This window comes from Streptomyces sp. SS7, assembly GCF_037993025.1.
Lineage (GTDB): Bacteria > Actinomycetota > Actinomycetes > Streptomycetales > Streptomycetaceae > Streptomyces.
Genome location: NZ_CP141223.1, coordinates 9,396,854 through 9,419,434 on the forward strand (window position 1 = coordinate 9,396,854; position 22,581 = coordinate 9,419,434).

Below are 22,581 nucleotides of genomic sequence, written 5' to 3' on the forward strand. Positions count from 1 at the left end.
GCGGATGCGCCCACCGTCAGCCGGCCGGCGTGCGTTCGTGCGTCCTCGCCGCCGCGTCCGCGAGGGCCGCCCGCGCGATGTTGCGGGCCATGCCGCCGAACACCACCGAGTGGAAGGGCGACACGCTCCACCAGTAGGCGTGGCCGAGCAGGCCGCGCGGATGGAACAGCGCGCGCTGCCGGAACCGGGTGCGCCCGGAGTCGTCCGTCTCCGCGTACATCTCCAGCCAGGCCAGACCCGGCAGCCGCATCTCGGCCCGCAGCCGCAGCAGCCGCCCCGGCTCGATCTCCTCGACCCGCCAGAAGTCCAGCGAGTCGCCCACCCGCAGCCGGGCGGCATCGCGGCGTCCCCGGCGCAGCCCCACCCCGCCCGCGAGCCGGTCCAGCCACCCCCGCACCGCCCAGGCGAGCGGGAAGGAGTACCAGCCGTTGTCACCGCCGATGCCCTCGATCACGCGCCACAGCGAGGCGCGCGGGGCGTCCACCTCCAGCTCGCGCTGGTCGCAGTAGAGGCTCCCGCCGGCCCAGTCGGGGTCGGTGGGCAACGGGTCGCTGGGCGCCCCCGGCAGCGAGGCCGAGGACCAGCGGGTGCTCACCCGGGCCTCGCGCACCCGCCGCAGGGCGAGCCGGAGCGCCTCGTCGAAGCCCATCGGACTGCCCGGCGGATCCGGCACGTACCGGGCGATGTCGTGCTCACGGCACACCACCTCGTGGCGCAGCGACTCGGTGAGCGGCCGGGCGATCGACGCCGGAACCGGGGTGACCAGTCCGACCCAGTGGCTTGACAGACCGGGGGAGAGCATCGGCACGGGCAGGATCAGCCGGTGCCGCAGCCCCGCGACGGCGGCGTAGCGCTCCATCATCTCGCGGTAGGTCAGGATGTCGGGGCCACCGATGTCGAAGGCCCGGCTGACCTCGGGCGGCATACGCGCGGCGCCGACCAGCGCGCGCAGCACGTCCCGCACGGCGACCGGCTGGATCCGGGTGTGCACCCAGCTCGGGGTGACCATCACCGGCAGCCGCTCGGTCAGATAGCGCAGCATCTCGAAGGAGGCCGACCCCGAGCCGATGACGACGGCCGCCCGCAGCACGGCCGTGGGCACACCGGAGCCGAGCAGGATGCGCCCCACCTCGGCGCGCGAGCGCAGGTGCGGGGACAGCCGCTCCTCCGGGACGCCGTACGGGGTGAGTCCGCCCAGGTAGACGAGCCGTCCCACGCCCGCACCGTGCGCGGCCCGGCCGAAGATCCGCGCGGCCCGCCGGTCCGTCTCCTCGAAGTCCTCTCCGGTGCCCAGGGCGTGCACCAGGTAGTACGCGACGTCGACACCCCGCATCGCCGCAGCGACGGTCTCCGCGTCCGTGACGTCCCCACGCACCACCTCCACCCGGCCCGCCCACGGATGGTCCCGCAGCCGGCCGGGCGAGCGGACGAGACAGCGCACCCGCAGGCCCGCCGACAGCAGCTCCGGGACGAGCCGTCCGCCGATGTACCCCGTGGCTCCGGTCACCAGACACAGGGGCCCGGCGCCGACATCGTCTGCCGTCATGTGTTCTCGGTCCTTCTCGTTCGGCCCCCTGATGACTCCTTCCCGCCCGAACGCCGTCCCGGATGCGCCGCTCCCCCAGGTGCCGCCCGAACGGCCGAACGGCAAGGGCGACTAGGCTGATCGCGTGGCGACAGCGAACGACCAGGACCGGCAGCCTGCGGAGCGGGAGAGGCCGTCCGGCGACCCCGGGGCGGGAACCGATCTGCACGCCTTCGCGGTGGCGCTGCGCCGGATGAACGGTGAGATCAACCGCCTGGTGCACGCGTTCGCCGGCGACCACGGGCTGCACGCCACGGACGTCCAGGCGCTCGCCGCGATCCTCGACTCCGCGGAGCCGATGACGCCGAAGCGGCTGCGCGAACACCTCGGGCTCACCTCGGGGGCCGTCACCGCGTGCGTGGACCGGCTGGAGCGGGCCGGGCACATCCGCCGCGTCCGGGAGAGCGCCGACCGCAGGGTGGTGCACCTGTACTACGCGGCCGACGCCCGGTCCGCGGCCCGCACCTACTTCCGGCCGCTCGCCGTGGCGGCCGACGCCGCCCGCTCCCGGTTCACCGGGGAGGAACTCGCGGTCGTGGTGCGGTTCCTGACGGCGATGAACGAGGAACTCGGCACCGTCGCGCCGCACGGCTGCTGAGCCGGGCTAGGATCTGGCCGAAAGTAACTCAACCATTGAGATTGTTCTTGGTTGAGTTTGTTCATCGTCGAGACCTGGAACCGAGACCTGGAACACCGAGACCAGCCAGCAGAGACCCGTCAGCACAGACCCGTCAGCACAGACCCGTCAGCACAGGCCAGCCAGCACCGAGATTCCTGGAGCCCGGAGCACCATGCCCTCCCCCTCCCGACGCGCCCGCCGGCTCGTCCCGCTACTCCTGATCGCCGTCTGGCTCGCCGTCGGCGGCGTCCTCGGCCCCTACGCGGGACGCCTGGGCGAGGTGGCCACCAACGACCAGGCCGCGTTCCTGCCGCGCAGCGCCGAGTCCACCGAGGTCGTCGCCGCCCAGCGGGCCTTCCGCCAGGACGAGACGCTCCCGGCCGTCGTGGTGTGGACCGGCTCCGGCCTCGCGGACCGACGCGCGACGGCCGACCGGGCCCTCCCCTCCCTCAGCGGCACCCCCGGGGTGCAGGGCCGGATCTCCCCGGCCGTCCTCGCCGAGGACGGCGCGGCCCTCCAGGCCGTGGTCCCGCTCCGCCCCGACCTCGGCGACGGGCTCGCCGCCGCCCTCGACCGCATCCGCGCCGCCGCCGAGCGCGTCCCCGGCTCCACCGTCCACCTGGCGGGCCCCGCCGCCGGCCAGGCCGACCTCGCCGACGCCTTCGCCGGCATCGACGGACTGCTGCTCGGCGTCGCCCTGCTCACCGTCCTGGTGATCCTGCTGCTGGTCCACCGCAGCGTCCTGCTCCCGCTGGTGATCATCCTGGGCGCGGTCTTCGCGCTGGGACTCGCCTGCGCGATCGTGTACGTCCTGGCCGACCACGACGTGGTCCGCGTCGACGGACAGGTCCAGGGCATCCTGTCGATCCTCGTCATCGGCGCCGCCACCGACTACGCCCTGCTGCTCACCGCCCGCTTCCGTGAGGAGCTCGCGCGCGACGGCGACCGTTTCACGGCGGTGCGGGCCGCGCTGCGGCAGTCCTGGGGCGCCGTCGTGGCGAGCGCCGCGACCGTCGCGCTCGGACTGCTCGCCCTGCTGCTCAGCGACCTCACCAACAACCGCGCGCTCGGACCGGTCGGTGCCATCGGCATCGGCTGTGCCGTCCTGTCCTCGCTCACCTTCCTGCCCGCCGTCCTCGTCGTCCTGGGCCGCGCCGCGTACTGGCCCGCCCGGCTCCGCCCGACCGGGCCCGGTGACGAGGCGGACGGCCGCGGGGTGTGGGGCCGGGTGGCGCGACTGGTCGAGCGGCGGCCGCGCCGGGTCTGGGCCGCGACACTCGCCGTACTGCTGGCCGGCGCGGCCTTCGCGCCGGTGCTCCGCTCCCAGGGCGTCCCCCTCGACGAGACCTTCGTGAACGCCGCCCCCTCCGTCGCCGCCCAGAAGGCCCTGGGCGAGCACTTCCCCGGCGGCGCCGGCAATCCCGCCGTGGTCGTCGTGGACGCGGACCGGCTGTCGCGGGTGCTCGGCGCGGCCCGCGCCACCGAGGGCGTCGCCTCGGCGGCGGCCGGGACCGCGAGCGGACGCCCCGGCGGCGCCCCGCTCGTCGTCGGCGGACGCGTCCGGATCGACGTCACCCTCACCTCCGCCGCGGACAGCGACGACGCCCGGCGGACGGTGGCCCGGCTGCGCACCGCCCTGCACGCCGTCCCCGGCGCGGACGCCCTGGTCGGCGGCTACACCGCCCAGCGGTACGACACCCTGCGCACCGCCGAACGCGACCGCACGCTCATCGTCCCCGTGGTCCTCGGCCTCATCCTGCTCATCCTGACGGGGTTGCTGCGGTCCCTGCTGCTGCCCGCCCTGCTGGTCGCCACGGTCGCGCTGAACTTCCTCGCCACGCTGGGCGTCTCGGCGCTCGTCTTCCGGTACGTGTTCGGCTTCACCGGCACCGACCCGTCCGTGCCCCTCTACGGCTTCGTGTTCCTGGTGGCGCTCGGCGTCGACTACAACATCTTCCTCATGTCCCGGGTCCGCGAGGAGTCCCTCGCGCACGGTGTGCGCCGGGGCGTCCTGCGCGGCCTGGTCAGCACGGGCGGGGTCATCACCTCGGCGGGCGTGGTGCTCGCCGCGACCTTCGCCGCGCTCGGTGTGATCCCCCTGGCCTTCCTCGTCCAGATCGCGTTCATCGTGGCCTTCGGCGTTCTGCTCGACACCCTCGTGGTGCGCTCGCTGCTGGTGCCCGCGCTGGTCCTGGACATCGGGCCGCGCGCCTGGTGGCCGAGCCGTCCGACCGGGGACCGGGCGGCCACCGCCGACGCCCCCGCCCGGCCCACGACGGAGGAGGAACCCGTGGCCTCGGGGTGAACATACCCGCGGCGATCCGGGGCAGACGCGGCGTAGTCGTTCCGTCGGACCCCGAACCGGAGGTGCCTGCCCCATGACCGCGACGGTGCTGGAACGCTTTCCCGCGGGAGCGCCCCGCGGCTCCTGGCCTGCCGAGGAGTGCGCGGCGAGGCTGCGCGCCGAGGGCCGCCCGGCGAGCGTGGTCATGGACCTGAAGTCCGACGCGTTCCTCGTGGTCGTCCCGGGGTGCGACGAGGAGTGAGCGCCGGAGCCGGTGCCACCACCGGTTCCGGCGGCCTGCTCCCGCGCTTCCCTGACACACCGTCATGAAAGTCCACGGTCCGCGATACGAGACCGGTCGGGTTCTCCTTGACTGCCCTCACCGGCGACTGCCACGATCAACGGCATGACGATGCGACTGGACCTCACGCGGCGACGCCATGTCGACCTCGCGCGCGTCTCCAGCGCCTCGTGTAGCGCCGCGGCCTGATCCCTCCGTTCTTTCCTCCTTCCCGGAGATCCGCCGCTCTTTTCTTCTCCTGCCTGAATGCGCCGCACCCGCGCCGCGTGGCGACACCTGTCGACCGCGGCGCGCCGGTCGCGCCGTCGTCCACCGGGCGGGCGGGAACAGGACTCCGTCTTCGAGGACCCCGTGCCGTACGACGACGGCTTCCGCACCGGCGTCATCGGCACCTCCGAGCAGAAGCGCCGAACGGATCGTCGCCTGCAAGAACCCACGCCTGAAAGAGGACCCATGGCCACCGTCCTGTCCGTCTCCGGCAGCCCGTCCGCCTCCTCCCGCACCGGCCGCCTGCTGCGCCACCTCGACCAGCGGCTCACCGCCCAGGGACACGAGGTCATCCCGCTCGACGTCCGTACGATCCCCGCCGAGGCGCTGCTCGGCGCGGACTTCCGCCACCCGGCGATCGTCGAGGCCACCGAACTGTTCGCCCGCGCCGACGGAGTGGTCGTCGGCACCCCGGTCTACAAGGCGTCGTACTCCGGGGTCCTCAAGGCCCTCCTCGACCTGCTCCCGCAGTACGCGCTGACCGGGAAGACCGTCCTGCCGCTGGCCACCGGCGGTTCCACCGCCCATGTCCTGGCCCTCGACTATGCGCTGCGGCCCGTCCTGAACTCCATGGGCGCCGCGCACATCGTGCAGGGCTGGTTCACCCTCGACAAGGACATCGCCGCCCACGAGGACGGCACGGTCACCGTCGCCCCGGCCACCGCCGAGGCGCTCGCCCAGGTCGTCGACCAGTTCTCCGCGGCCCTCGGCCGCACCCCGTACCTGGCCGCGGCGAGCTGAAGCGCCGCACCGGCGCCCGCTTCGCCGACCGAGCGGCACCAGGGGTGTGGCGGCACCCGTGGGGGCACGGGTTCGCGCGGCTTGCTGCGTCCCTAGGAGCCGAGGGCGTGGAGGTGGGAGCGGCGGGACTCCGCTGTCTGGCCCTGGACCAGGAGGAACAGGCCCTCGCGCGCGAGGCGTTGGGCCCGCTGCGTCAGGAGCATGGCCCGGCCCCCTCCTGTCACCACGGCCGCCGTGGTGGCCGTCTGCAGCAGCGCGTAGGCCTGGGAACGCAGGGCCAGCCGGTCCTCGAGGTGCTCGTGCGGCTTCGCCTCGTCGGCCAGGGCGTAGGCCTCCGCGCGCACCCGGGCGAGACGACGGCCCAGACGGCCGGCCGTCTCCTCGTCCGCCAAGCCCAGTGCCGCCTCCGTGATGCCGAAGACCGCGGGGTTCGCGTTCACCGTCCTCAGGCGGTCGCTCGCCGCCCAGTCCCGGTACGGCGTGCGCAGCACCACCGCCTCGTCGGGCAGCCACAGGCCGTCCAGATCGAGGGAGACCGTGCGGGCCGCGGTGAGGGCGGCCAGGCGCAGCGGCGCGGAGGCACGCAGGCCTGGCTGGTCGCGGGCCTCGGCGAAGGCGAAGAGGGCCTCGTCGGCGTCGGTGACGCCCGCGAGGAGCAGGACGTCGTTCAGGCCCCAGCCCGTGTACCAGGGGACCTTCCCGTCGAAGCGCCAGCCGCCCCGCTCCCGGCCGGCCCGCACGGGGACGCGGGGGTGCGCCCGCAGATGGGCGTACGCGACCCCGGACAGCAGCTCGCCGGTGGCCAGCCGGCCCAGGAGGCGCTCGCGCACCGGGCCCTCGCTCCCGGCCAGGGTCAGCACCGGGGTGTGGTGCTGCGTCTGCACGAACCAGGTCGAGCAGCAGGCCCCGGCCAGGATCTCCGCCGTCTCCCGCACCACCGCGCCGGGCGCCTCGGCGCCGCCGTACGCCTTCGGCGCGTTGAGCCCCAGCAGACCCGACCGTCTGATCTGCGTGAGGTGTTCCACCGGTACCTCGCCCTGGTCGACCTGTTCGGCGTGCGGGACGAGGAGATCGTCGGCGAGACGGCGGGCGCGGGCGACGAGGGGGTGCGGTGCGGTCATGGACGGGATTCTTTCCCGTGTCGGGGTCCGAGGTGTCGATCCGGGGGAGTGCCGTTCGTGTAGGAGGTGAGAGAACGGCACAGACGCCAAGGAGGACGTCATGCAGCACTACCTGCTCAGCGTGGTCCAGCCGGTCGGCGGGACACCGCCCGAGCCCGAGGAGATGGCCCGCATCATGCGACGGGTGGAGGCCTACAACGACGAGCTGCGCGCGACCGGGGCCTGGGTCTTCGCCGGCGGTCTGCACGGACCCGAGACGGCCACCGTGCTCCGGCCGAAGGACGGTGACGTGCTCGTCACCGACGGGCCCTACGCCGAGGGCAAGGAGTACCTCGGCGGTCTGTGCCTGATCCGCGCCGCCGACCTGGACGAGGCACTGGAGTGGGGCCGCAAGGCCGCCCTGGCCACCACGCTCCCCATCGAGGTGCGGCCGTTCGTGGACCGGCACTGAGGCCGGGCGATGGGTGACCCCGTCGACGTCGAGGCCGTGTTCCGCGCGGAGTACGGCCGGGCCGTCGCGGTCCTGGTCCGCCGCCTCGGTGACATCGACCTCGCCGAGGAGGCGGTCCAGGAGGCCTTCGCCACGGCCCTGCGCAGCTGGCCGGTGACCGGCCGGCCGCCCAGCCCCGCGGGATGGATCATCACCACGGCCCGCAACCGGGCCGTCGACCGGCTGCGCCGCGAGGCCGGCCGGGACGCCCGGCACGCCGAGGCGGCCCGGCTGTACGCCCCCGACCCACCCGCGGAGGAGGGCCCCGTGCGCGACGACCGGCTCCGGCTGATCTTCACCTGCTGTCACCCCGCGCTCGCCCCGCAGGCGCGGGTCGCCCTCACCCTGCGGCTCCTCGGCGGTCTGACCACCGCACAGATCGCCCGCGCGTTCCTGGTCCCCGAACCCACGATGGCCCAGCGCCTGGTCCGAGCAAAGGCGAAGATCCGCGACGCCCGTATCCCGTACCGGGTGCCCCGCGACGCCGACCTCCCGGACCGGCTGAACGGGGTGCTCGCCGTCGTCTACCTGATCTTCAACCAGGGGTACGAGGGTGATCCGGGCCTCTGCGCGGAGGCGCTGCGCCTCGGGCGGCTGCTCGGCGAGCTGATGCCGGACGAGCCCGAGGTCACCGGGCTGCTCGCGCTGATGCTGCTCGTCGAGTCCCGCCGGGACGCCCGTCGGGACACCGACGGCGCCCTCGTCCCGCTTCCCGGACAGGACCGGGACCGCTGGGACCGGGCGCTGATCGCCGAGGGGCAGGACCTCGTGCGCCGCTGTCTGCGCCGCGACCGGCCGGGGCCGTACCAGATCCAGGCCGCTGTCCAGGCCGTCCACAGCGACGCGCCGACCGCCGGGGCCACCGACTGGCGGCAGATCCTGCGGCTCTACGACCAGCTGACGGCCCTCGCCCCGAGCCCGGTGGTGGCCCTGAACCGGGCGGTGGCGGTCGCCGAGGTCGAGGGCCCGGGGCCCGCCCTCGCCCTGGTGGACGCGCTCGGCCTCGACGGCTACCACGTCTTCCACGCCGTCCGGGCCGACCTGCTGCGCCGCGTCGACCGCCACGCCGAGGCGGCCCGGGCCTACGCGTCCGCCCTCGCCCTGGCCGAGAACCCGGCCGAGCGGGCCTACCTGGAGAAGCGTCTGCACAGCCTGCGCCGAACGTAGTGGTTGCCCGGGGAATGTATTTTGGTCCATGAATGGTTGGCATATACACCGAGCTGACCGCTCGACGTCCGAACCCCAGGGCCGCAAGGCCCGCGCAACCCCAGCGAGGCACCGTGACCACCGCCGCCACCCCCGAGCAGTCCACCGGCCCCCTCGCCGCGCCCGAGCGGCCCGCCGAGGCCGTCGCCCGGCTGCGCGCCGCCTTCCGCACCGGCCGTACCAAGCCCGTGGCCTGGCGCACGGACCAGCTGCGCCGGCTGCGCGCGCTGCTCACCGAGAACGGCGCCGACCTCGCCGCCGCCCTCCACGCCGACCTGGGCAAGAGCGCCACCGAGGCCTACCGCACCGAGATCGACTTCACGATCCGCGAGATCGACCACACCCTCGCCCACCTGGACGCCTGGCTCGCCCCCGAGCCCGCCCCGGTCCCGGCCCACCTCGGCGCCGACGCGCGCGCCTGGACGCAGGTCGACCCGCTCGGCGTCGTCCTGGTCATCGCGCCCTGGAACTACCCCGCCCAGCTGCTGCTCGCCCCGCTGGTCGGCGCCCTCGCCGCCGGCAACGCGGTCGTCGTCAAGCCCAGCGAGCTGGCCCCCGCCACCTCCACCGCCCTGGCCCGGCTGCTGCCCGCCCACCTCGACACCGAGGCGGTCGCCGTCGTCGAGGGCGGGGTCCCCGAGACCACGGCCCTGCTCGCCGAGCGCTTCGACCACGTCTTCTACACCGGCAACGGCACCGTCGGCCGGATCGTGCTGCGCGCCGCCGCCGAGCACCTCACCCCCGTCACCCTCGAACTCGGCGGCAAGTCACCGGCGTTCGTCGACCGCGACGCCGATCTCACCGTCGTCGCCGACCGGCTGGCCCGCGGCAAGTTCCTCAACGCCGGCCAGACCTGCGTCGCCCCCGACTACGTCCTGACCGACCCCGAGACCGCCGCCGCCCTCGAACCGCTGCTCGCCCGTGCCGTCGAGACCCTCTACGGCACCGACCCGCAGACCTCGCCCGAGTACGGCCGGATCGTCGACGAACGCCACTTCGACCGGCTCACCGCCCTGCTCGACTCCGGGCGGACCGTGACCGGCGGCCGTCACGACCGCACCGACAAGTACATCGCGCCGACCGTCCTCGCCGACGTCGACCCCGCCTCGCCCGTCATGGCCGAGGAGATCTTCGGCCCGGTCCTGCCGATCGTGACCGTCGCCGGGCTCGACGAGGCGATCGGCTTCATCAACGACCGCGACAAGCCCCTCGCCCTGTACGTCTTCTCCGAGTCGGACGCCACCCGCACCCGGATCGCCGCCGAAACCTCCTCCGGAGGCCTCGGGTTCGGCCTCCCCCTCGCCCATCTCACCGTCCCCGACCTGCCGTTCGGCGGTGTGGGGGAGAGCGGCATGGGCAACTACCACGGCCGCTACTCCATCGAGACCTTCAGCCACCGCAAGGCGGTCCTGGACAAGCCGCTCGGCTGAGCCCCGCCGCACGGACCGGTCCGCGCGCCGGCGGCGAACCCGACAGAAGCGGGCATCGGCGGGACAGCAACGGCACCGCGATAGCCCGGAACGGCGCGGTCCGTAGTCCGAAGCGGCCAATTCCGCGCGACTTTGGCCTCCCGCATGCACGAAACGCCCGTCCCGAACGCCGTGGTGGCAGAAGGTGTAACCGTCGCCTTCCGGGGCCACTGAGCCCCGCACACCCAGCGGAAGGACCGAACGGTCCGTGAACGACCAGTTCGCACAGCTCGCCCGGGACGTGGCGCTGTCCCTGCTCGCCCTCCGGGTCTTCGGACCCGGAACCGTCACGCTCGCGCGCCGGTTCGTCGCCGCCCTCGTGCGGGTGGGCGTCCGGGAGATGGACCACCGGCTCCCGGGAGGCGATCGGTGACCCAGGAGGAGCTGCGCCCCGCCCAGAACCCCCGGGCGCCGGAGAAACTGCCGCTGGACTTCAGCGCCTTCCACCAGATGCACCGGCCGCGCTACGTCCGCGAGGCCGAGCGCTGTCTGCGCTGCCGCGCGGACGCCGAGGAGGCCGTCGACGAGGCGTTCGTCCAACTCGCCCGCGAGTGGCCGCAGATACTGCGCGCCGAGAACCCCGCCGCCTACGCCTGGCGGGTCATGAAGAACCGCGTCGTCGACCACGCCCGGGCCCGGGGCCGGCGCGCCACCCTCATGGACACCGCCGTCTTCGAGACGGTGACCCTCCAGGGTGCCGAGGACGCCTTCGAGGTCATCGAACAGAACCTGCGGCTGTTCCACGCGATCTCGGCCCTCCCCGAGCGCCAGCAGGACGTCATCCGGCTGCGCTACTGCGAGGGCTACGAGACCGCCGAGGTGGCGCACGAACTCGGCATCACCGAGGCGGGGGTCCGCTCCCTCGAGCGGTACGCCCGGCACCGACTGCGGGAGATCTACACATCGTGCGCCGAGGAGGAGGCGGAGCGTTCATGACCTACGACACCGTGAGCGACATCGACACGCTGCTGGCCGGGGCGCGGCTGGTGCCCACGGCCCCCTACCGCCGCTGCGACATCGAGGCCGCCGAGACCCGGATCGCCGCCCGGGTCGCGGTCCCGGCCGCCGACGGCACCGGGGCGCGCGGCCGCCCCCAGCAGGCCGCCGCCCGCCGCCCGCCGAGGGTCCATCCCTCGGCCCGGGACCTGCGGGCCCTGTGCGAGGCGCTGCTGAGCCGCCCCGGCGCCCTCAGCGGCCTCGGCGCCTTCCACGGCAGCGCGCTGCCCGAACCCCGCGGCGCGCGCGTCCTGGGCGCCCTCCTCCATCTCGCGGGCTGCGAGGACAGCGGCCGCTTCTGGTGGCAGTACGGAGCCGGCGCGGGCGACACGATCTCCTCGTACTGCCTCTACCTCCACCACCGCGCGCACGGTGAGGACCAGGAGGCGGACTGGTGGCTCAGCCACACGGAGATCACCCCCGCCACCCTGAGCCGGGAGGCCACCGAGGTGGAGATCGCCACGGCCCTGCACGTGCTCCGAGGGCTGCGCCGCGGCCGCCGGGGACTGACCAAGGCGCTGCGCGCCCTGGTGGAGTACGTCCCGGCCGTGGTCGGCTTCGTCGACGAGGACCTGGAACTGCCCCTCCCGGACGGTGATCTCGCCGACATCGTGGAGGAGGCCGTCGCCCACGCCGGCACCCCGCCCGCCGGGGAGCGCCGGTGCGCCCGCTCCCGCCCGCTCCCCGAACGCCGGGAGCCGGCCGTGCACACCGTCTCCTCGGCCACCCCCCGGACGTCCCGGTACTGGAGCCGGGACGTCCAGGAGGCACTGCGCAAGTGCGAGGAGACCGTGGCCTGTTGACGGTCGATCAGGGGGAGACGTTGGCGTACGGGAGCGCGCCGGCGCTCTCCCCTGACGGCCGCGGGCGCCCGGGCCCCTCGCTGACCTCACCGTCGGCCGCGCCGGGCTCCGGCCCGCAGCGGCCGAGCGCCGGATGCGTCGCCTCCCCCGGCCCCCTCCGGGCGGCGTCCGTCGGTGACTGGCGTCTGTGGGGTTTTACGTATAACCTCTCCCGTCAATCGCCTCTGCCGCGCCTCCCGAAAGGCCCCGATGTCCCGCATCGCCCTGGTCGCCCTCGTCGTCGACGACTACGACGAGGCGATCCGCTTCTACACCGACGCGCTCGGCTTCCGACTCGTCGAGGACGAGCCCCGGCCCGACGGTGCCCGCTGGGTCGTCGTCCGGCCGGGTGAGGGCCAGGACGGCACCGGGCTGCTCCTCGCCCGGGCCAAGGGCGACGCCCAGCGCGACCGGATCGGCGACCAGACCGGCGGTCGCGTCGGCTTCTTCCTGCACACCGACGACTTCGCCCGCGACCACGCCCGGATGCGGGCGGCCGGCGTCACCTTCCTGGAGGAGCCCCGCCACGAGCCGTACGGCTCCGTCGTCGTCTTCCAGGACCTGTACGGCAACCGCTGGGACCTGCTCCAGCCCGCCGGCTGATCCGCCTCCGCCTCCTGTCTCCCGAACCGCCCCGCCCGAGGAAAGACCCGCCATGACTGCTACGCGCGTAGACGCCGATGTGATCCGCCGCCTCCCCAAGGCCGTCCTGCACGACCACCTCGACGGCGGTCTGCGCCCCGCCACGGTCGTCGAGCTCGCGGCCGCGATCGGCCACACCCTGCCCACCACCGACCCCGACGAACTGGCCGCCTGGTACTTCGAGGCCGCCAACTCCGGCGACCTGGTCCGCTACATAGCCACGTTCGAGCACACCCTCGCCGTGATGCAGTCCCGCGAGGGCCTGCTGCGCGTCGCCGAGGAGTACGTCCTCGACCTCGCCGCCGACGGCGTCGTCTACGCCGAGGTGCGCTACGCGCCCGAACTGAACGTCAAGGGCGGCCTCACCCTGAACGAGGTCGTCGAGACCGTGCAGGAGGGCCTCGCGGCCGGCATGGCGAAGGCCGCCGCCGCCGGTACCCCGGTCCGCGTCGGCACCCTGCTCTGCGGCATGCGGATGTTCGACCGCGTCCGCGAGGCCGCGGACCTGGCCGTCGCCTACCGTGACGCCGGCGTCGTCGGCTTCGACATCGCCGGCGCCGAGGACGGCTTCCCGGCCGCCGACCACCTCGACGCCTTCGAGGACCTGCGCCGCGAGAGCGTGCCCTTCACCATCCACGCCGGTGAGGCCCACGGCCTGCCCAGCATCCACCAGGCTCTCCAGGTGTGCGGCGCCCAGCGCCTCGGGCACGGCGTGCGCATCACCGAGGACATCGTCGACGGCAAGCTCGGCCGGCTGGCCGGCTGGGTCCGTGACCGGCGCATCGCGCTGGAGATGTGCCCCACGTCCAATCTCCAGACCGGCGCCGCCACCTCCATCGCCGAGCACCCGATCACCGCGCTGAAGGACCTCGGCTTCCGGGTCACCGTCAACACCGACAACCGTCTGGTGTCCGGCACCACGATGACGCGCGAGATGGCGCTGCTCGTCGAGCAGGCCGGCTGGGGCGTCGAGGACCTGCGCACGGTCACGGTGAACGCCCTGAAGAGCGCGTTCATCCCGTTCGACGAGCGCAACGCCCTCATCGAGGACGTCGTGCTGCCGGGCTACGCCGCCGCGCTCTGAAGCAGCCCGCGCGCGTACGCGGCCTGTCCGACGTGCTGAAGGTCGTCGGACAGGACGCTGACCAGCCGTACGCCCAGCGTGACCGGCGGATCCCAGCGCACGTCCACGACCCGCTCGAGATCCGCCGCCGTCAGCGCGCGCAGCGCCCGGTGGGTCTGCTCGTGCACGGCGTCGTGGTAGCCGGTCAGCAGCGCGGCGTCGGCGACCCGTACCTTCGCCACCTCCGCCGGACCGTGCCCGTACCCGGTGTCGTGGCGCGGCAGGTCCAGCCCGAACCGTTTCTCCCAGTTGTCGGCGTGGCCCCACCACACCTGCTCCAGGTCGAAGGCGTCGGCCAGGTGGTCGTCCTGGACGCGGGTGAGGTGCCAGACGAGCCAGGCGACCGAGTTGGCCGCGGGGGTGGGCCGGGCGTTGAGGGCGTCGGGGTCCAGGCCCTCGACGGCGGCGTGGACTTCTTCCCGGATGCGGTTGAACCCGTCGATGAGGATGTCCTTCGCATGCATGACTCCACCATCGCGCAGCCCGCGCCCGCCCGCCGCTTCTTTGCCCGCTCCGGCAGAGCCCCCCGGCCGGTGGCGGCCGGGGCGGCCGTTCGGATCACCCCGGGCGGCCCTTGAGGTGATTGCCGCACGCCGCGCGAGCCCGGCCCGCGCGGCCGGGGTACGGCACCCAGGACGTCCGGCGGCAGCCGGACCCGACCTCAGGTGAGGAGCCCGGCGATGTACGCAGCGGTACGACGGTACGAAGGGGTGACCGATTCGGCGGAGGCGGGACGGCTCGTGCACGAGGGGTTCGTCCCGCTCATGCGCGAGGTCTCCGGCTTCGTCGCGTATTACTGGCTCGACGCCGGGGACGGGGTGATGGTCTCGACCAGCGTCTTCCAGGACCGGGCGGGCGCCGAGGAGTCGATCGCGCGGGCCGCGGACTTCGTCCGGGAGCACCTCGCGGCCCTCCTGCCCAACCCTCCGCAGGTCATGGCCGGCGAAGTGGTCGCCTTCGCCTGACGGGGTCAGGCCTCCCCGGCCTCCAGCAGCGCCATCAGAGCCCGGGCCGCCGGGCTCGTCGCGTCGGGGGCCGGCAGCAGGGCGACCGTCTCGTAGGCCGCCTCGCCGGTGTCCCTCAGGGGCAGCGCGGTGAGCGCCTCGCGCTTGTGCCGGAAGTGCCGCGGTACGACGGCCACCCCGAGGTTCTCGCCCACCAGGTCCAGCAGACTGTGCACGTCGTTGACCTCGAGCGCGACCGTTCGGCGTACGCCCGCCGCCGCGAAGGCGGCGTCGGTGGCCCGGCGCGGCCCCCAGTCCGGGTGGAAGTCGACGAACACCTCGCCCGCGAGGTCCTCCGGCACCGGGGCGGCCGCTGCCCGGGTGAGCCGGTGGTCCGGGTGGCACAGCACGTACATCGGCTCGGTGGCCAGCGGTACGCAGCGCAGCTGGTCGGAGTCCGCCTGGGTGCGGTAGGCGAAGGCCAGGTCGAGCCGGCCCGCCGCGACCTCCTCGCCCAGGGCGCCCGAGCCGGATTGCCGCAGCCGGATCTCCACGTCCGGGTGGCGCCGCCGGAACGCGGCCAGCAGCCCGGCCACGTGCACCCCCGCGATGCACTGCTCGGTGCCCACGGAGAGCGTCCCGCGGACCACGCCCTGCACCGCGGCGACCGCCTCGTGCGCGGCCCGCACCTGCGCCAGGATCCGCTCCGCCTCCGCCAGCAGCGCCCGCCCCGCCTCGGTCAGCGTCACCCGCCGGGTGGTCCGCACGAACAGCGGCGCCCGCAGCTCCCGCTCCAGCGCCCTGATCGACGCCGACAGACCCGACTGGGACACCAGCAGCCGTTCGGCGGCCCGGGTGAAGTGCTGGTCCTCGGCGACCGCGACGAAGTGCCGGAGATGGCGCAGTTCCATGATTGAGAAGCGTAGCCGCACAATTCCATCGGATTCTTCTGTTGGACCGCTGCACAGTGCTCGGCAACAGTGGACGCGGAAGATCGTGGGCCAACCCCGGATGGAGTCCCGTTGTACACCGCACACCCCGACCGCTACGCGGACATGCCCTACCGGCGCACCGGACGCAGCGGCCTGATGCTCCCCGCGCTGTCGCTCGGACTGTGGCACAACTTCGGCCCGGACCGCCCGGCCGAGACCCAGCGGGCCATCCTGCGCCGCGCGTTCGACCTCGGCATCACCCACTTCGACCTGGCCAACAACTACGGCCCGCCGCCCGGCGCCGCCGAGTCCGCGCTCGGTCACTTCCTGAAGACGGACTTCGCGTCCTACCGGGACGAGCTGGTGATCTCCACCAAGGCCGGCTACCTGATGTGGCCCGGCCCGTACGGCGAGTGGGGCTCGCGCAAGTACCTGCTGTCGTCGCTGGACCAGAGCCTGAAGCGGATGGGCCTCGACTACGTCGACGTGTTCTACTCCCACCGCCCCGACCCGGAGACTCCCCTGGAGGAGACGATGGGCGCCCTGCACTCCGCCGTCCAGCAGGGCAAGGCGCTCTACGTCGGCGTCTCCAACTACTCCGCGGACCAGACCCGCGAGGCCGCCCGTATCCTCGGCGAGCTGGGCACCCCGCTCCTCATCCACCAGCCCCGCTACTCGATGCTCGACCGCCGCCCGGAGACCGAGGGCCTGCTCGACGCCCTCGACGAACTCCAGGTCGGCTCGATCGTCTTCTCCCCGCTGGAGCAGGGCCTGCTCACCTCCCGCTACCTCGACGGCATCCCCGAGGACTCGCGCGCGGCGAGCGACAGCCCGTTCCTGAACTCCGACGCGCTCACCGAGGACCTGGTCGGCAGGCTGCGCGCCCTGGACGACATCGCCAAGTCCCGCGGCCAGTCCCTGGCCCAGCTCGCCCTGGCCTGGGTGCTGCGCGGCGGCCGGGTCACCTCCGCGCTGGTCGGTGCGAGCAGCGCCCGCCAGATCGAGGACAGCGTCGGCGCGCTGGCCCACCTGGACTTCGAGGACGACGAGCTGGCCCGCATCGACGCGGTGATCAACGGCTGAGCCGTTCGGCCACGGCGCTATCCGGCCACCGCAGGCGCATTCGCCGTGTCATCGGACGGTTACCAGGCGAAACGGTCCGCAGGTGGGCGGAGGGGCCGGGTCCGCTGCCCGATTTCGGCCATGAGTGGCGATGAATATGCCAAGAGACTGGCCGGAAAGTCATGGTGACAGTGTTTTAGAAGTGAACATACTCGAACGTCAGGGGCGCTCCGCCCCGCAGGAGCCGCACGGAAAGCGAGGCAGGGCCGGCACACGAGCACTCGGGGGAGTGGAGACATGCACGACGAATTCCTGTGCCATGTCACGGCGTACGGATACTGCGACGGCCGCCGCATCGGCGTACCGCTCGGGACGTACCGCGCGCCGACGCTGGCGCTCGCGCTGTGGTGGTTACGGGACCGCGCGTTATGGATGGCCGAACGCCTCGATCCGCAACCCGACGGCCCGAACGTCCCGCCGGGCGCCCTCGTCCCCGTCGGCGACGGCGTCCCCGACGTGCCGGCCCTGCTGCGCTCCTGGTGTGCGGACATCGACCAGCAGGAGCTGGTGGCCGACGAGTTGGCCGGGGGACGGCTGGTGCGGGTCGCCGTCAGCGACGACACCACCGAGTACGAACTCCTCGCCGAGTCCGTGGACGCGCTGCGGATGCAGCGGACGCTCCCCGCGCTCGTCCTGCCCGTCGGCTGAACTCCAAGCCGAGGGTGCACACCACTGGGCGTCCCCAGGTGCGAATCGATAGAATTCCGGCATGGTGGAGCGCCCCGTCGCCCCGACTGCGCCCGAACTCGTGCTGGAGACCGAGACGGGCTCCACGGTGATGATCCCCGGACGTGCCTACTACCTCGGCCGGGACCCGCTCAGCGACATCGTGATCGACGACGCCCGGGTCTCCTGGCACCACGCCGTGCTGCGGCCCGACGGCGACCACTGGACCCTCACCGACGAGGACAGCACCAACGGCACCTGGATCGAGGGCCGCCGGGTCCGGGTGCGCGACGTGGGCCCGGGCAGCGTCATCCGCTTCGGCAGCCCGGCCGACGGCCCCTGCGCCGTCCTCGCCGGCCGCCCGCCACCGGTCCCGGAACGCCCCTCGGCGGTGTCCATGCCCTCCCAGACGGGCACCTTCCGCCGGCCCACCTCCGTCCGGCCGCTGCCCACCCGGACCGTCCGCATCGGCCGCGCGGCCGACAACGACCTCGTCATCGACGACCTGGTCGTCTCCCGCCGCCACGCCGAACTGCGCGCCCTGCCCGAGGGCGGCTACGAGATCGCCGACCTCGACAGCCACAACGGCACCTACCTCAACGGTTTCCCCGTCACCCGCGCCCCGATCGGCGCCGGGGACATCGTCGGCATCGGCCACTCGGCGTTCTGCCTGGTCGGCGACGAACTCCAGGAGTACGTCGACACCGGCGAGGTCTCCCTCGACGTCCAGGACCTCACCGTCGCCGTCGACCGCGGCCGCAAGACCCTCCTCGACCACGTGTCGTTCCCGGTCGGGGAGAAGTGCCTGCTCGCCGTCGTCGGCCCCAGCGGCGCCGGGAAGTCCACCCTGCTCAACGCCCTCACCGGCCAGCGCCCCGCCGACCACGGCACCGTCGTCTACGACGGCCGCGACCTCTACCACGACTACGCCGAACTCCGCCAGCGCATCGGCCTCGTCCCCCAGGACGACATCCTGCACGCCCAGCTCACCGTCCGCTCCGCCCTCACCTACGCCGCCGAACTGCGCTTCCCGCAGGACACCGCCAAAGCCGAGCGCCGCGAGCGCGTCGCCGAGGTCATCCGCGAACTCGGCCTCGAACAGCGGGCCGGACAACCGGTGCACAGCCTCTCCGGCGGCCAGCGCAAACGCGTCAGCGTCGCGCTGGAACTGCTCACCAAACCCTCGCTGCTCTTCCTCGACGAACCGACCTCCGGCCTCGACCCCGGCATGGACCGCTCGGTGATGCACATGCTGCGCGGCCTCGCCGACGACGGCCGCACCGTCATCGTCGTCACCCACAGCGTCCTGAGCCTCGACGTCTGCGACCGGCTCCTGGTCCTCGCCCCCGGCGGCCGGATCGCCTACTACGGGCCGCCCGGCGAGGCCCTGGACTTCTTCGGTTTCACCCAGTGGCCCGAGGCCTTCGAAGCCTTCGAACGCGACCAGGACCGCGACTGGGCCGGACAGTACCGCGACTCGGCGTTCCACCAACGCTACGTCGTCAACTCCAGCGCCCAGCCCAGGCTGCCCCGCGAGGGCCCCGTCATCCTGCTGCCACCGCCCCGGCCCCGCAGCCGTGCCGCCCAGCTCGGCACCCTGGTCCGCCGCTACACCGCGGCGCTGGGCGCCGACCGCACCTTCCTGGCCATCATGATCGCCCTGCCGTTCGTGATGGGCGCCATGGCCCGCGCCCTCGCCGGCGGTGAACTCACCCGGGACACCGCCATGAACGCCCTGCTGATCCTGTGCGTCGGCGGGGTCCTCACCGGCGCGGCCAACGCCGTGCGCGAGCTCGTCAAGGAACGCGTCATCTACCGGCGGGAACGGGCCGTCGGCCTGTCCAGATCGGCGTACCTGATGTCCAAGGTCGTCGTCCTCGGCACGGTCACCGTGGTCCAGGCGGTCGTCCTCACCCTCGTGGCCCTGCTCGGCGTCGACCTCGACGCGCCCGGCGGCGACGGCGTGTTGCTGCCACCCCTGGTCGAGATCACCGTCGCCGTCGCCCTGTTGGCGTTCACCGCGATGATGCTCGGCCTGCTCGTCTCCGCGCTGGTACGCAAGGAGGAGGTGACCATGCCGCTGCTCGTGCTGCTCGCCATCGTCCAAGTGGTCTTCTGCGGAGCCCTGCTGAAACTCGACGGGGTGCCGGGGCTGGCACAGCTGTCCTGGCTCGTGCCCTCGCGCTGGGCGCTCGGCGCGATGGCCGGCACGATCGGCCTGTCCCGGATCGTGCCCGGCGACATCACCGCGGACCCGCTGTTCGAGCACCGGGCGGCGGTGTGGCTGCTCGACGTCGGCATGCTCGTCGTGCTCTCCGCCGTCTTCGGGTTCGTCGTCTCCCGGCTGCTGCGCCGCCACGAACCCGCCGTGATGCGGAAGTAGGGCGGCCCATGACGACCACCGCCTTCGGGCCCACACACGTCGTCCCCCCGCCGGGCCTGCCCGCCTGGGAGGCCCCCGACCCCGCCCGGCCCACCGTGCCGCTCGACCCGCTGCTGCCCGTCCGGCTCCTGGAGCGGCGCGGCGACTGGGGGCACGTGCTGTGCGCCAACGGCTGGCAGGCCTGGGTCGACGGCCGCCACCTCGTCCCCGTACCGCAGGACCCGCCCGTCGCCGACGCCCCGCCCACCTCCGTCGCCGATCCGCGGCCCCTGCTCGCCCGGGCCGAGGAGGCCCTCGCGCGCTACCGGGCCGCCGTCGAGGAACTGGCCGGCGGCGCCCTGGACGGCGAGTCCTTCCGGCGACGGACCCGGGACCTGCGGATCGGGGTGGTCGTCGACGGCGAGTCCGTGTGGCTGTACGACGCCGTCGAGGGGCGCTGGGCCTACGGCGACGGCACCCGGCTCAGCACCTACGCCACCGACCACCCGCCCGACGCGGCCCCCGCCCCCGGAGGTCCCTGATGGGGACCAGCGCGTTCTCCGGGCGCCCCTCCGACCTCGTCGGCCGGCAGATCGCGGGCTACCGCGTCGAGGACGAGATCGGCCGGGGCGGCATGGCCGTCGTCTACCGTGCCCGCGACCTGCGCCTGGAACGCACCGTCGCCCTCAAGCTGCTCGCCCCGGAACTGGCCCGCAACGACACCTTCCGCAAGCGGTTCACCCATGAGTCCCTGGTCGCCGCCGCGATCGACCATCCGCACATCGTGCCGGTCTTCGAGGCCGGGGAGACCGAGGGCGTGCTGTACATCGCCATGCGCTACGTCGAGGGCAGCGACCTTCGCCACCTCCTCGACCGCCAGGGCCCGCTGCCCCTCGCCACGGCCGTACGCATCGCCGCTCAGGTCGCCTCCGCCCTCGACGCGGCCCACGACCACGGCCTGGTCCACCGGGACGTCAAGCCCGGGAACATCCTGGTCGCCCGGGGCACCGACAGCGACCACCCCGAGCACGTCTACCTCACCGACTTCGGGCTGACGAAGAAGTCGCTGTCACTGACCGGCTTCACGACCGTCGGCCAGTTCGTCGGCACCCTCGACTACGTCGCCCCCGAACAGATCTCCGGCCGCCCGGTCGACGGCCGCTGCGACGTCTACAGCTTCGCCTGCGTGGTCTACGAGACCCTCGCCGGACATCCGCCCTTCGTCCGCGAGGAGGACATGGCCCTGCTCTGGGCCCACCAGGAGGACGACCCGCCCCCGCTCACCGCGTCCCGGCCCGATCTGTCCCCGCAGGCCGACGCCGTGTTCGCGAAGGCCCTGGCCAAGGCGCCCGAGGCCCGGCACGACACCTGCCGGGCCTTCGTCGCGGCCCTGCGGGTGGCGGGGCGGGATGATCGCGCCGCCGGGCACCCGCCGACCGAACGGTCCGGCCTGCCCGCCGTACCCCCCTCACCCCCCGCCTGGGCCCGTCCCGTCCTGCGCGCCGGTCAGCCCTGACCCGGGGGCGGGCCCGTCGCGCCGCGCCGGTGCACCGGTCGCGCCGACAGCGCGCCCAGGAACCCGGTGACCAGCCCCCACAGCACGGCGAGCCCGAGCGCGGGCCACACCTGCGGGTGCAGGAACAGGTCCCCGGAGAGCCCGGCGAGATCGTTGATGCCGAGCACGGTCAGCCCGTAGTGCGCCGACACCCGGCCCACCAGACAGATCGCCAGCACGGTGAGCACCAGCGCGACCGCCATGTGCACGGCGTGCTGCCAGGCACGCGTCCGGGCCGGCGAGCGGGCCGCCATCACGAACGCGGCCCCCAGCAGCAGCACCGCGTCCACCACGACCAGCCACCACACCCGGCCGTCGTACTCGGCCATGCTGCGCAGGTTCAGCGCGGCGGTCTGTCTGCCGCGCAGCACCTCGTCCAGCACCTGGGGCATGGGCAGCCCGAACGGTCCCTCCACCCGGCCGTTCCAGGTGGCTCCCAGCCCCAGGGTGAACGCCATCCACACCAGGTTGGGCAGCCCCAGCAGGACCACCGCCAGGGTCTCCCGCGCGTGCCCGCGCGTCGCCGCCACCACCAGGGCCACCACCAGACCGATGACGACACACGCGAGCAGCAGCGCGACCATGGCGTACGCCGCCGGCCGCACCGACTCCTGGAACCGGAGCAGCCGGGCCGGCAACGGCGCCCCGCGCGCGACCAGCAGCGCCAGCAGCAGCACCCCGGCCAGCCACACCAGCCCGACCAGCAGCGTGAGCGGCACACGGGTGGTGAAGCCCACCTCCGGGTGGACGCCGAACAGATCGCCCAGGTCGTTCAGCGTGTCGCTGCCCAGGTCCAGCGCGAAGGTCTGGCGGGCGGCGAGCGCCAGAGCGAGCAGCCCGAGCAGCCACAGCACGGCGATCCGGGCCGCCCAGCCGGCCAGTTCCCGGCCCCCGGCGACCGCCCGGTGCCGCAACGGCCGCAGGAACCCCGCGGCGGTGACCAGGGCGCCCACCAGGGTCACGGACAGCGGAACCACCGTCAGCCCGGCCCGGGTGCCGGCCAGCCCTCCGGCGTCCCCGGACAGCTCCACGGTGCCTCCGACGGCCGTGACCACGGTCGCCGCGACCACCCGGGGGAACGCGTCCTGCGGCAGATCCGTGGCCCCCGCCGCCCACAGCCCGAGCGCCGCGACCACCATCATCGAGGCGAGTCCCGTCAGCGCCACACCGAGCGCCGTGGGCCATCCGTGGCGGCCGGTCACCCGGCCGGCGCCGGGCCGGCCGACGGCCTGGTCGGTGGGGGTGCGTGGGCTCACGCTGCCACGCTAAGCAGGGCCCGGAGAGCCCGCCCGTCGAGCGGGGCCGTCCGCGTCC

23 protein-coding genes are annotated in these 22,581 nt (G+C 73.8%); 18 read left to right on the top strand and 5 right to left on the bottom strand.

Features of this window, described 5'->3' with window-relative positions; genetic code table 11:
* Positions 1 to 16: 16 nt before the first annotated feature.
* Positions 17 to 1,546: an SDR family oxidoreductase gene (locus tag U5640_RS42305; RefSeq protein WP_340384516.1), complete on the bottom strand. Its 1,530-nt coding sequence runs from the start codon at positions 1,544 to 1,546 to the stop codon at positions 17 to 19.
* 124 nt (positions 1,547 to 1,670) lie between these two features.
* Here U5640_RS42305 and U5640_RS42310 point away from each other — a divergent pair, with 124 nt between their 5' ends.
* The 4 genes from U5640_RS42310 to ssuE all read left to right on the top strand — a co-directional run bounded on the left by U5640_RS42310 (position 1,671) and on the right by ssuE (position 5,797).
* On the top strand, positions 1,671 to 2,183 hold the full coding sequence (locus U5640_RS42310; RefSeq protein WP_340384517.1) for a MarR family winged helix-turn-helix transcriptional regulator: 513 nt from the start codon (positions 1,671 to 1,673) through the stop codon (positions 2,181 to 2,183).
* A 193-nt stretch (positions 2,184 to 2,376) separates the two neighbouring features.
* Positions 2,377 to 4,509, top strand: coding sequence for an MMPL family transporter (locus tag U5640_RS42315; protein ID WP_340384518.1), 2,133 nt, complete (start codon positions 2,377 to 2,379; stop codon positions 4,507 to 4,509).
* Between the two features lie 73 nt (positions 4,510 to 4,582).
* Positions 4,583 to 4,750 (top strand): hypothetical protein, encoded by a 168-nt coding sequence (locus U5640_RS42320; protein WP_340384519.1) that lies wholly within the window; start codon positions 4,583 to 4,585, stop codon positions 4,748 to 4,750.
* 492 nt (positions 4,751 to 5,242) lie between these two features.
* Entirely contained in the window at positions 5,243 to 5,797 is a 555-nt protein-coding gene (gene ssuE / locus U5640_RS42325; RefSeq protein ID WP_340385661.1) for an NADPH-dependent FMN reductase, read from the top strand.
* Between the two features lie 92 nt (positions 5,798 to 5,889).
* On the opposite strand, the gene U5640_RS42330 is transcribed toward ssuE, so the two are convergent.
* Complete coding sequence (locus tag U5640_RS42330; protein ID WP_340384520.1) at positions 5,890 to 6,918, bottom strand: acyl-CoA dehydrogenase family protein; 1,029 nt, start codon at positions 6,916 to 6,918, stop codon at positions 5,890 to 5,892.
* Between the two features lie 100 nt (positions 6,919 to 7,018).
* Here U5640_RS42330 and U5640_RS42335 point away from each other — a divergent pair, with 100 nt between their 5' ends.
* From U5640_RS42335 to U5640_RS42370, 8 genes are all read left to right on the top strand, one after another.
* On the top strand, positions 7,019 to 7,369 hold the full coding sequence (locus tag U5640_RS42335; RefSeq protein WP_340384521.1) for a YciI family protein: 351 nt from the start codon (positions 7,019 to 7,021) through the stop codon (positions 7,367 to 7,369).
* 9 nt (positions 7,370 to 7,378) lie between these two features.
* Positions 7,379 to 8,575 carry a sigma-70 family RNA polymerase sigma factor gene (locus U5640_RS42340; protein ID WP_340384522.1) on the top strand — a complete coding sequence of 399 codons (1,197 nt, stop codon included), beginning with the start codon at positions 7,379 to 7,381 and terminating at the stop codon, positions 8,573 to 8,575.
* A 113-nt stretch (positions 8,576 to 8,688) separates the two neighbouring features.
* A complete protein-coding gene (locus U5640_RS42345) occupies positions 8,689 to 10,044 on the top strand; it encodes an aldehyde dehydrogenase family protein (RefSeq protein WP_340384523.1) in 1,356 nt (451 codons plus the stop codon).
* Positions 10,045 to 10,291: 247 nt separating this feature from the next.
* Positions 10,292 to 10,456, top strand: a complete 165-nt coding sequence (locus tag U5640_RS42350; protein ID WP_340384524.1) for a hypothetical protein — start codon at positions 10,292 to 10,294, stop codon at positions 10,454 to 10,456.
* Positions 10,453 to 11,019 carry a sigma-70 family RNA polymerase sigma factor gene (locus U5640_RS42355; RefSeq protein WP_340384525.1) on the top strand — a complete coding sequence of 189 codons (567 nt, stop codon included), beginning with the start codon at positions 10,453 to 10,455 and terminating at the stop codon, positions 11,017 to 11,019. Before U5640_RS42350 ends, U5640_RS42355 begins: the two co-directional genes overlap by 4 nt.
* Positions 11,016 to 11,882 carry a hypothetical protein gene (locus U5640_RS42360; protein WP_340384526.1) on the top strand — a complete coding sequence of 289 codons (867 nt, stop codon included), beginning with the start codon at positions 11,016 to 11,018 and terminating at the stop codon, positions 11,880 to 11,882. Before U5640_RS42355 ends, U5640_RS42360 begins: the two co-directional genes overlap by 4 nt.
* Before the next feature lie 249 nt (positions 11,883 to 12,131).
* A complete protein-coding gene (locus U5640_RS42365; protein ID WP_340384527.1) occupies positions 12,132 to 12,524 on the top strand; it encodes a VOC family protein in 393 nt (130 codons plus the stop codon).
* Positions 12,525 to 12,576: 52 nt separating this feature from the next.
* On the top strand, positions 12,577 to 13,647 hold the full coding sequence (locus U5640_RS42370) for an adenosine deaminase (protein WP_340384528.1): 1,071 nt from the start codon (positions 12,577 to 12,579) through the stop codon (positions 13,645 to 13,647).
* Here the strand turns inward: U5640_RS42370 and U5640_RS42375 are convergent.
* Positions 13,629 to 14,150 carry a DUF664 domain-containing protein gene (locus U5640_RS42375; protein ID WP_340384529.1) on the bottom strand — a complete coding sequence of 174 codons (522 nt, stop codon included), beginning with the start codon at positions 14,148 to 14,150 and terminating at the stop codon, positions 13,629 to 13,631. The two genes, U5640_RS42370 and U5640_RS42375, sit on opposite strands and share 19 nt — an antisense overlap.
* Positions 14,151 to 14,366: 216 nt before the next feature.
* Here U5640_RS42375 and U5640_RS42380 point away from each other — a divergent pair, with 216 nt between their 5' ends.
* Positions 14,367 to 14,651, top strand: coding sequence for a hypothetical protein (locus tag U5640_RS42380; protein ID WP_340384530.1), 285 nt, complete (start codon positions 14,367 to 14,369; stop codon positions 14,649 to 14,651).
* Positions 14,652 to 14,656: 5 nt separating this feature from the next.
* Here U5640_RS42380 and U5640_RS42385 read toward each other — a convergent pair whose 3' ends face one another.
* Positions 14,657 to 15,541, bottom strand: coding sequence for a LysR substrate-binding domain-containing protein (locus U5640_RS42385; protein ID WP_340384531.1), 885 nt, complete (start codon positions 15,539 to 15,541; stop codon positions 14,657 to 14,659).
* Positions 15,542 to 15,652: 111 nt separating this feature from the next.
* Here U5640_RS42385 and mgrA point away from each other — a divergent pair, with 111 nt between their 5' ends.
* The 5 genes from mgrA to U5640_RS42410 all read left to right on the top strand — a co-directional run bounded on the left by mgrA (position 15,653) and on the right by U5640_RS42410 (position 21,228).
* Positions 15,653 to 16,645 carry an L-glyceraldehyde 3-phosphate reductase gene (gene mgrA / locus U5640_RS42390; protein WP_340384532.1) on the top strand — a complete coding sequence of 331 codons (993 nt, stop codon included), beginning with the start codon at positions 15,653 to 15,655 and terminating at the stop codon, positions 16,643 to 16,645.
* Positions 16,646 to 16,921: 276 nt separating this feature from the next.
* Positions 16,922 to 17,332 carry a hypothetical protein gene (locus U5640_RS42395; RefSeq protein ID WP_340384533.1) on the top strand — a complete coding sequence of 137 codons (411 nt, stop codon included), beginning with the start codon at positions 16,922 to 16,924 and terminating at the stop codon, positions 17,330 to 17,332.
* 61 nt (positions 17,333 to 17,393) lie between these two features.
* Complete coding sequence (locus tag U5640_RS42400) at positions 17,394 to 19,733, top strand: FHA domain-containing protein (RefSeq protein WP_340384534.1); 2,340 nt, start codon at positions 17,394 to 17,396, stop codon at positions 19,731 to 19,733.
* Positions 19,734 to 19,741: 8 nt separating this feature from the next.
* Positions 19,742 to 20,254: a hypothetical protein gene (locus U5640_RS42405; protein ID WP_340384535.1), complete on the top strand. Its 513-nt coding sequence runs from the start codon at positions 19,742 to 19,744 to the stop codon at positions 20,252 to 20,254.
* Complete coding sequence (locus U5640_RS42410; RefSeq protein ID WP_340384536.1) at positions 20,254 to 21,228, top strand: serine/threonine-protein kinase; 975 nt, start codon at positions 20,254 to 20,256, stop codon at positions 21,226 to 21,228. Before U5640_RS42405 ends, U5640_RS42410 begins: the two co-directional genes overlap by 1 nt.
* Here U5640_RS42410 and U5640_RS42415 read toward each other — a convergent pair.
* Positions 21,219 to 22,469: a streptophobe family protein gene (locus tag U5640_RS42415; RefSeq protein ID WP_340385663.1), complete on the bottom strand. Its 1,251-nt coding sequence runs from the start codon at positions 22,467 to 22,469 to the stop codon at positions 21,219 to 21,221. The two genes, U5640_RS42410 and U5640_RS42415, sit on opposite strands and share 10 nt — an antisense overlap.
* Positions 22,470 to 22,581 lie beyond the last annotated feature (112 nt).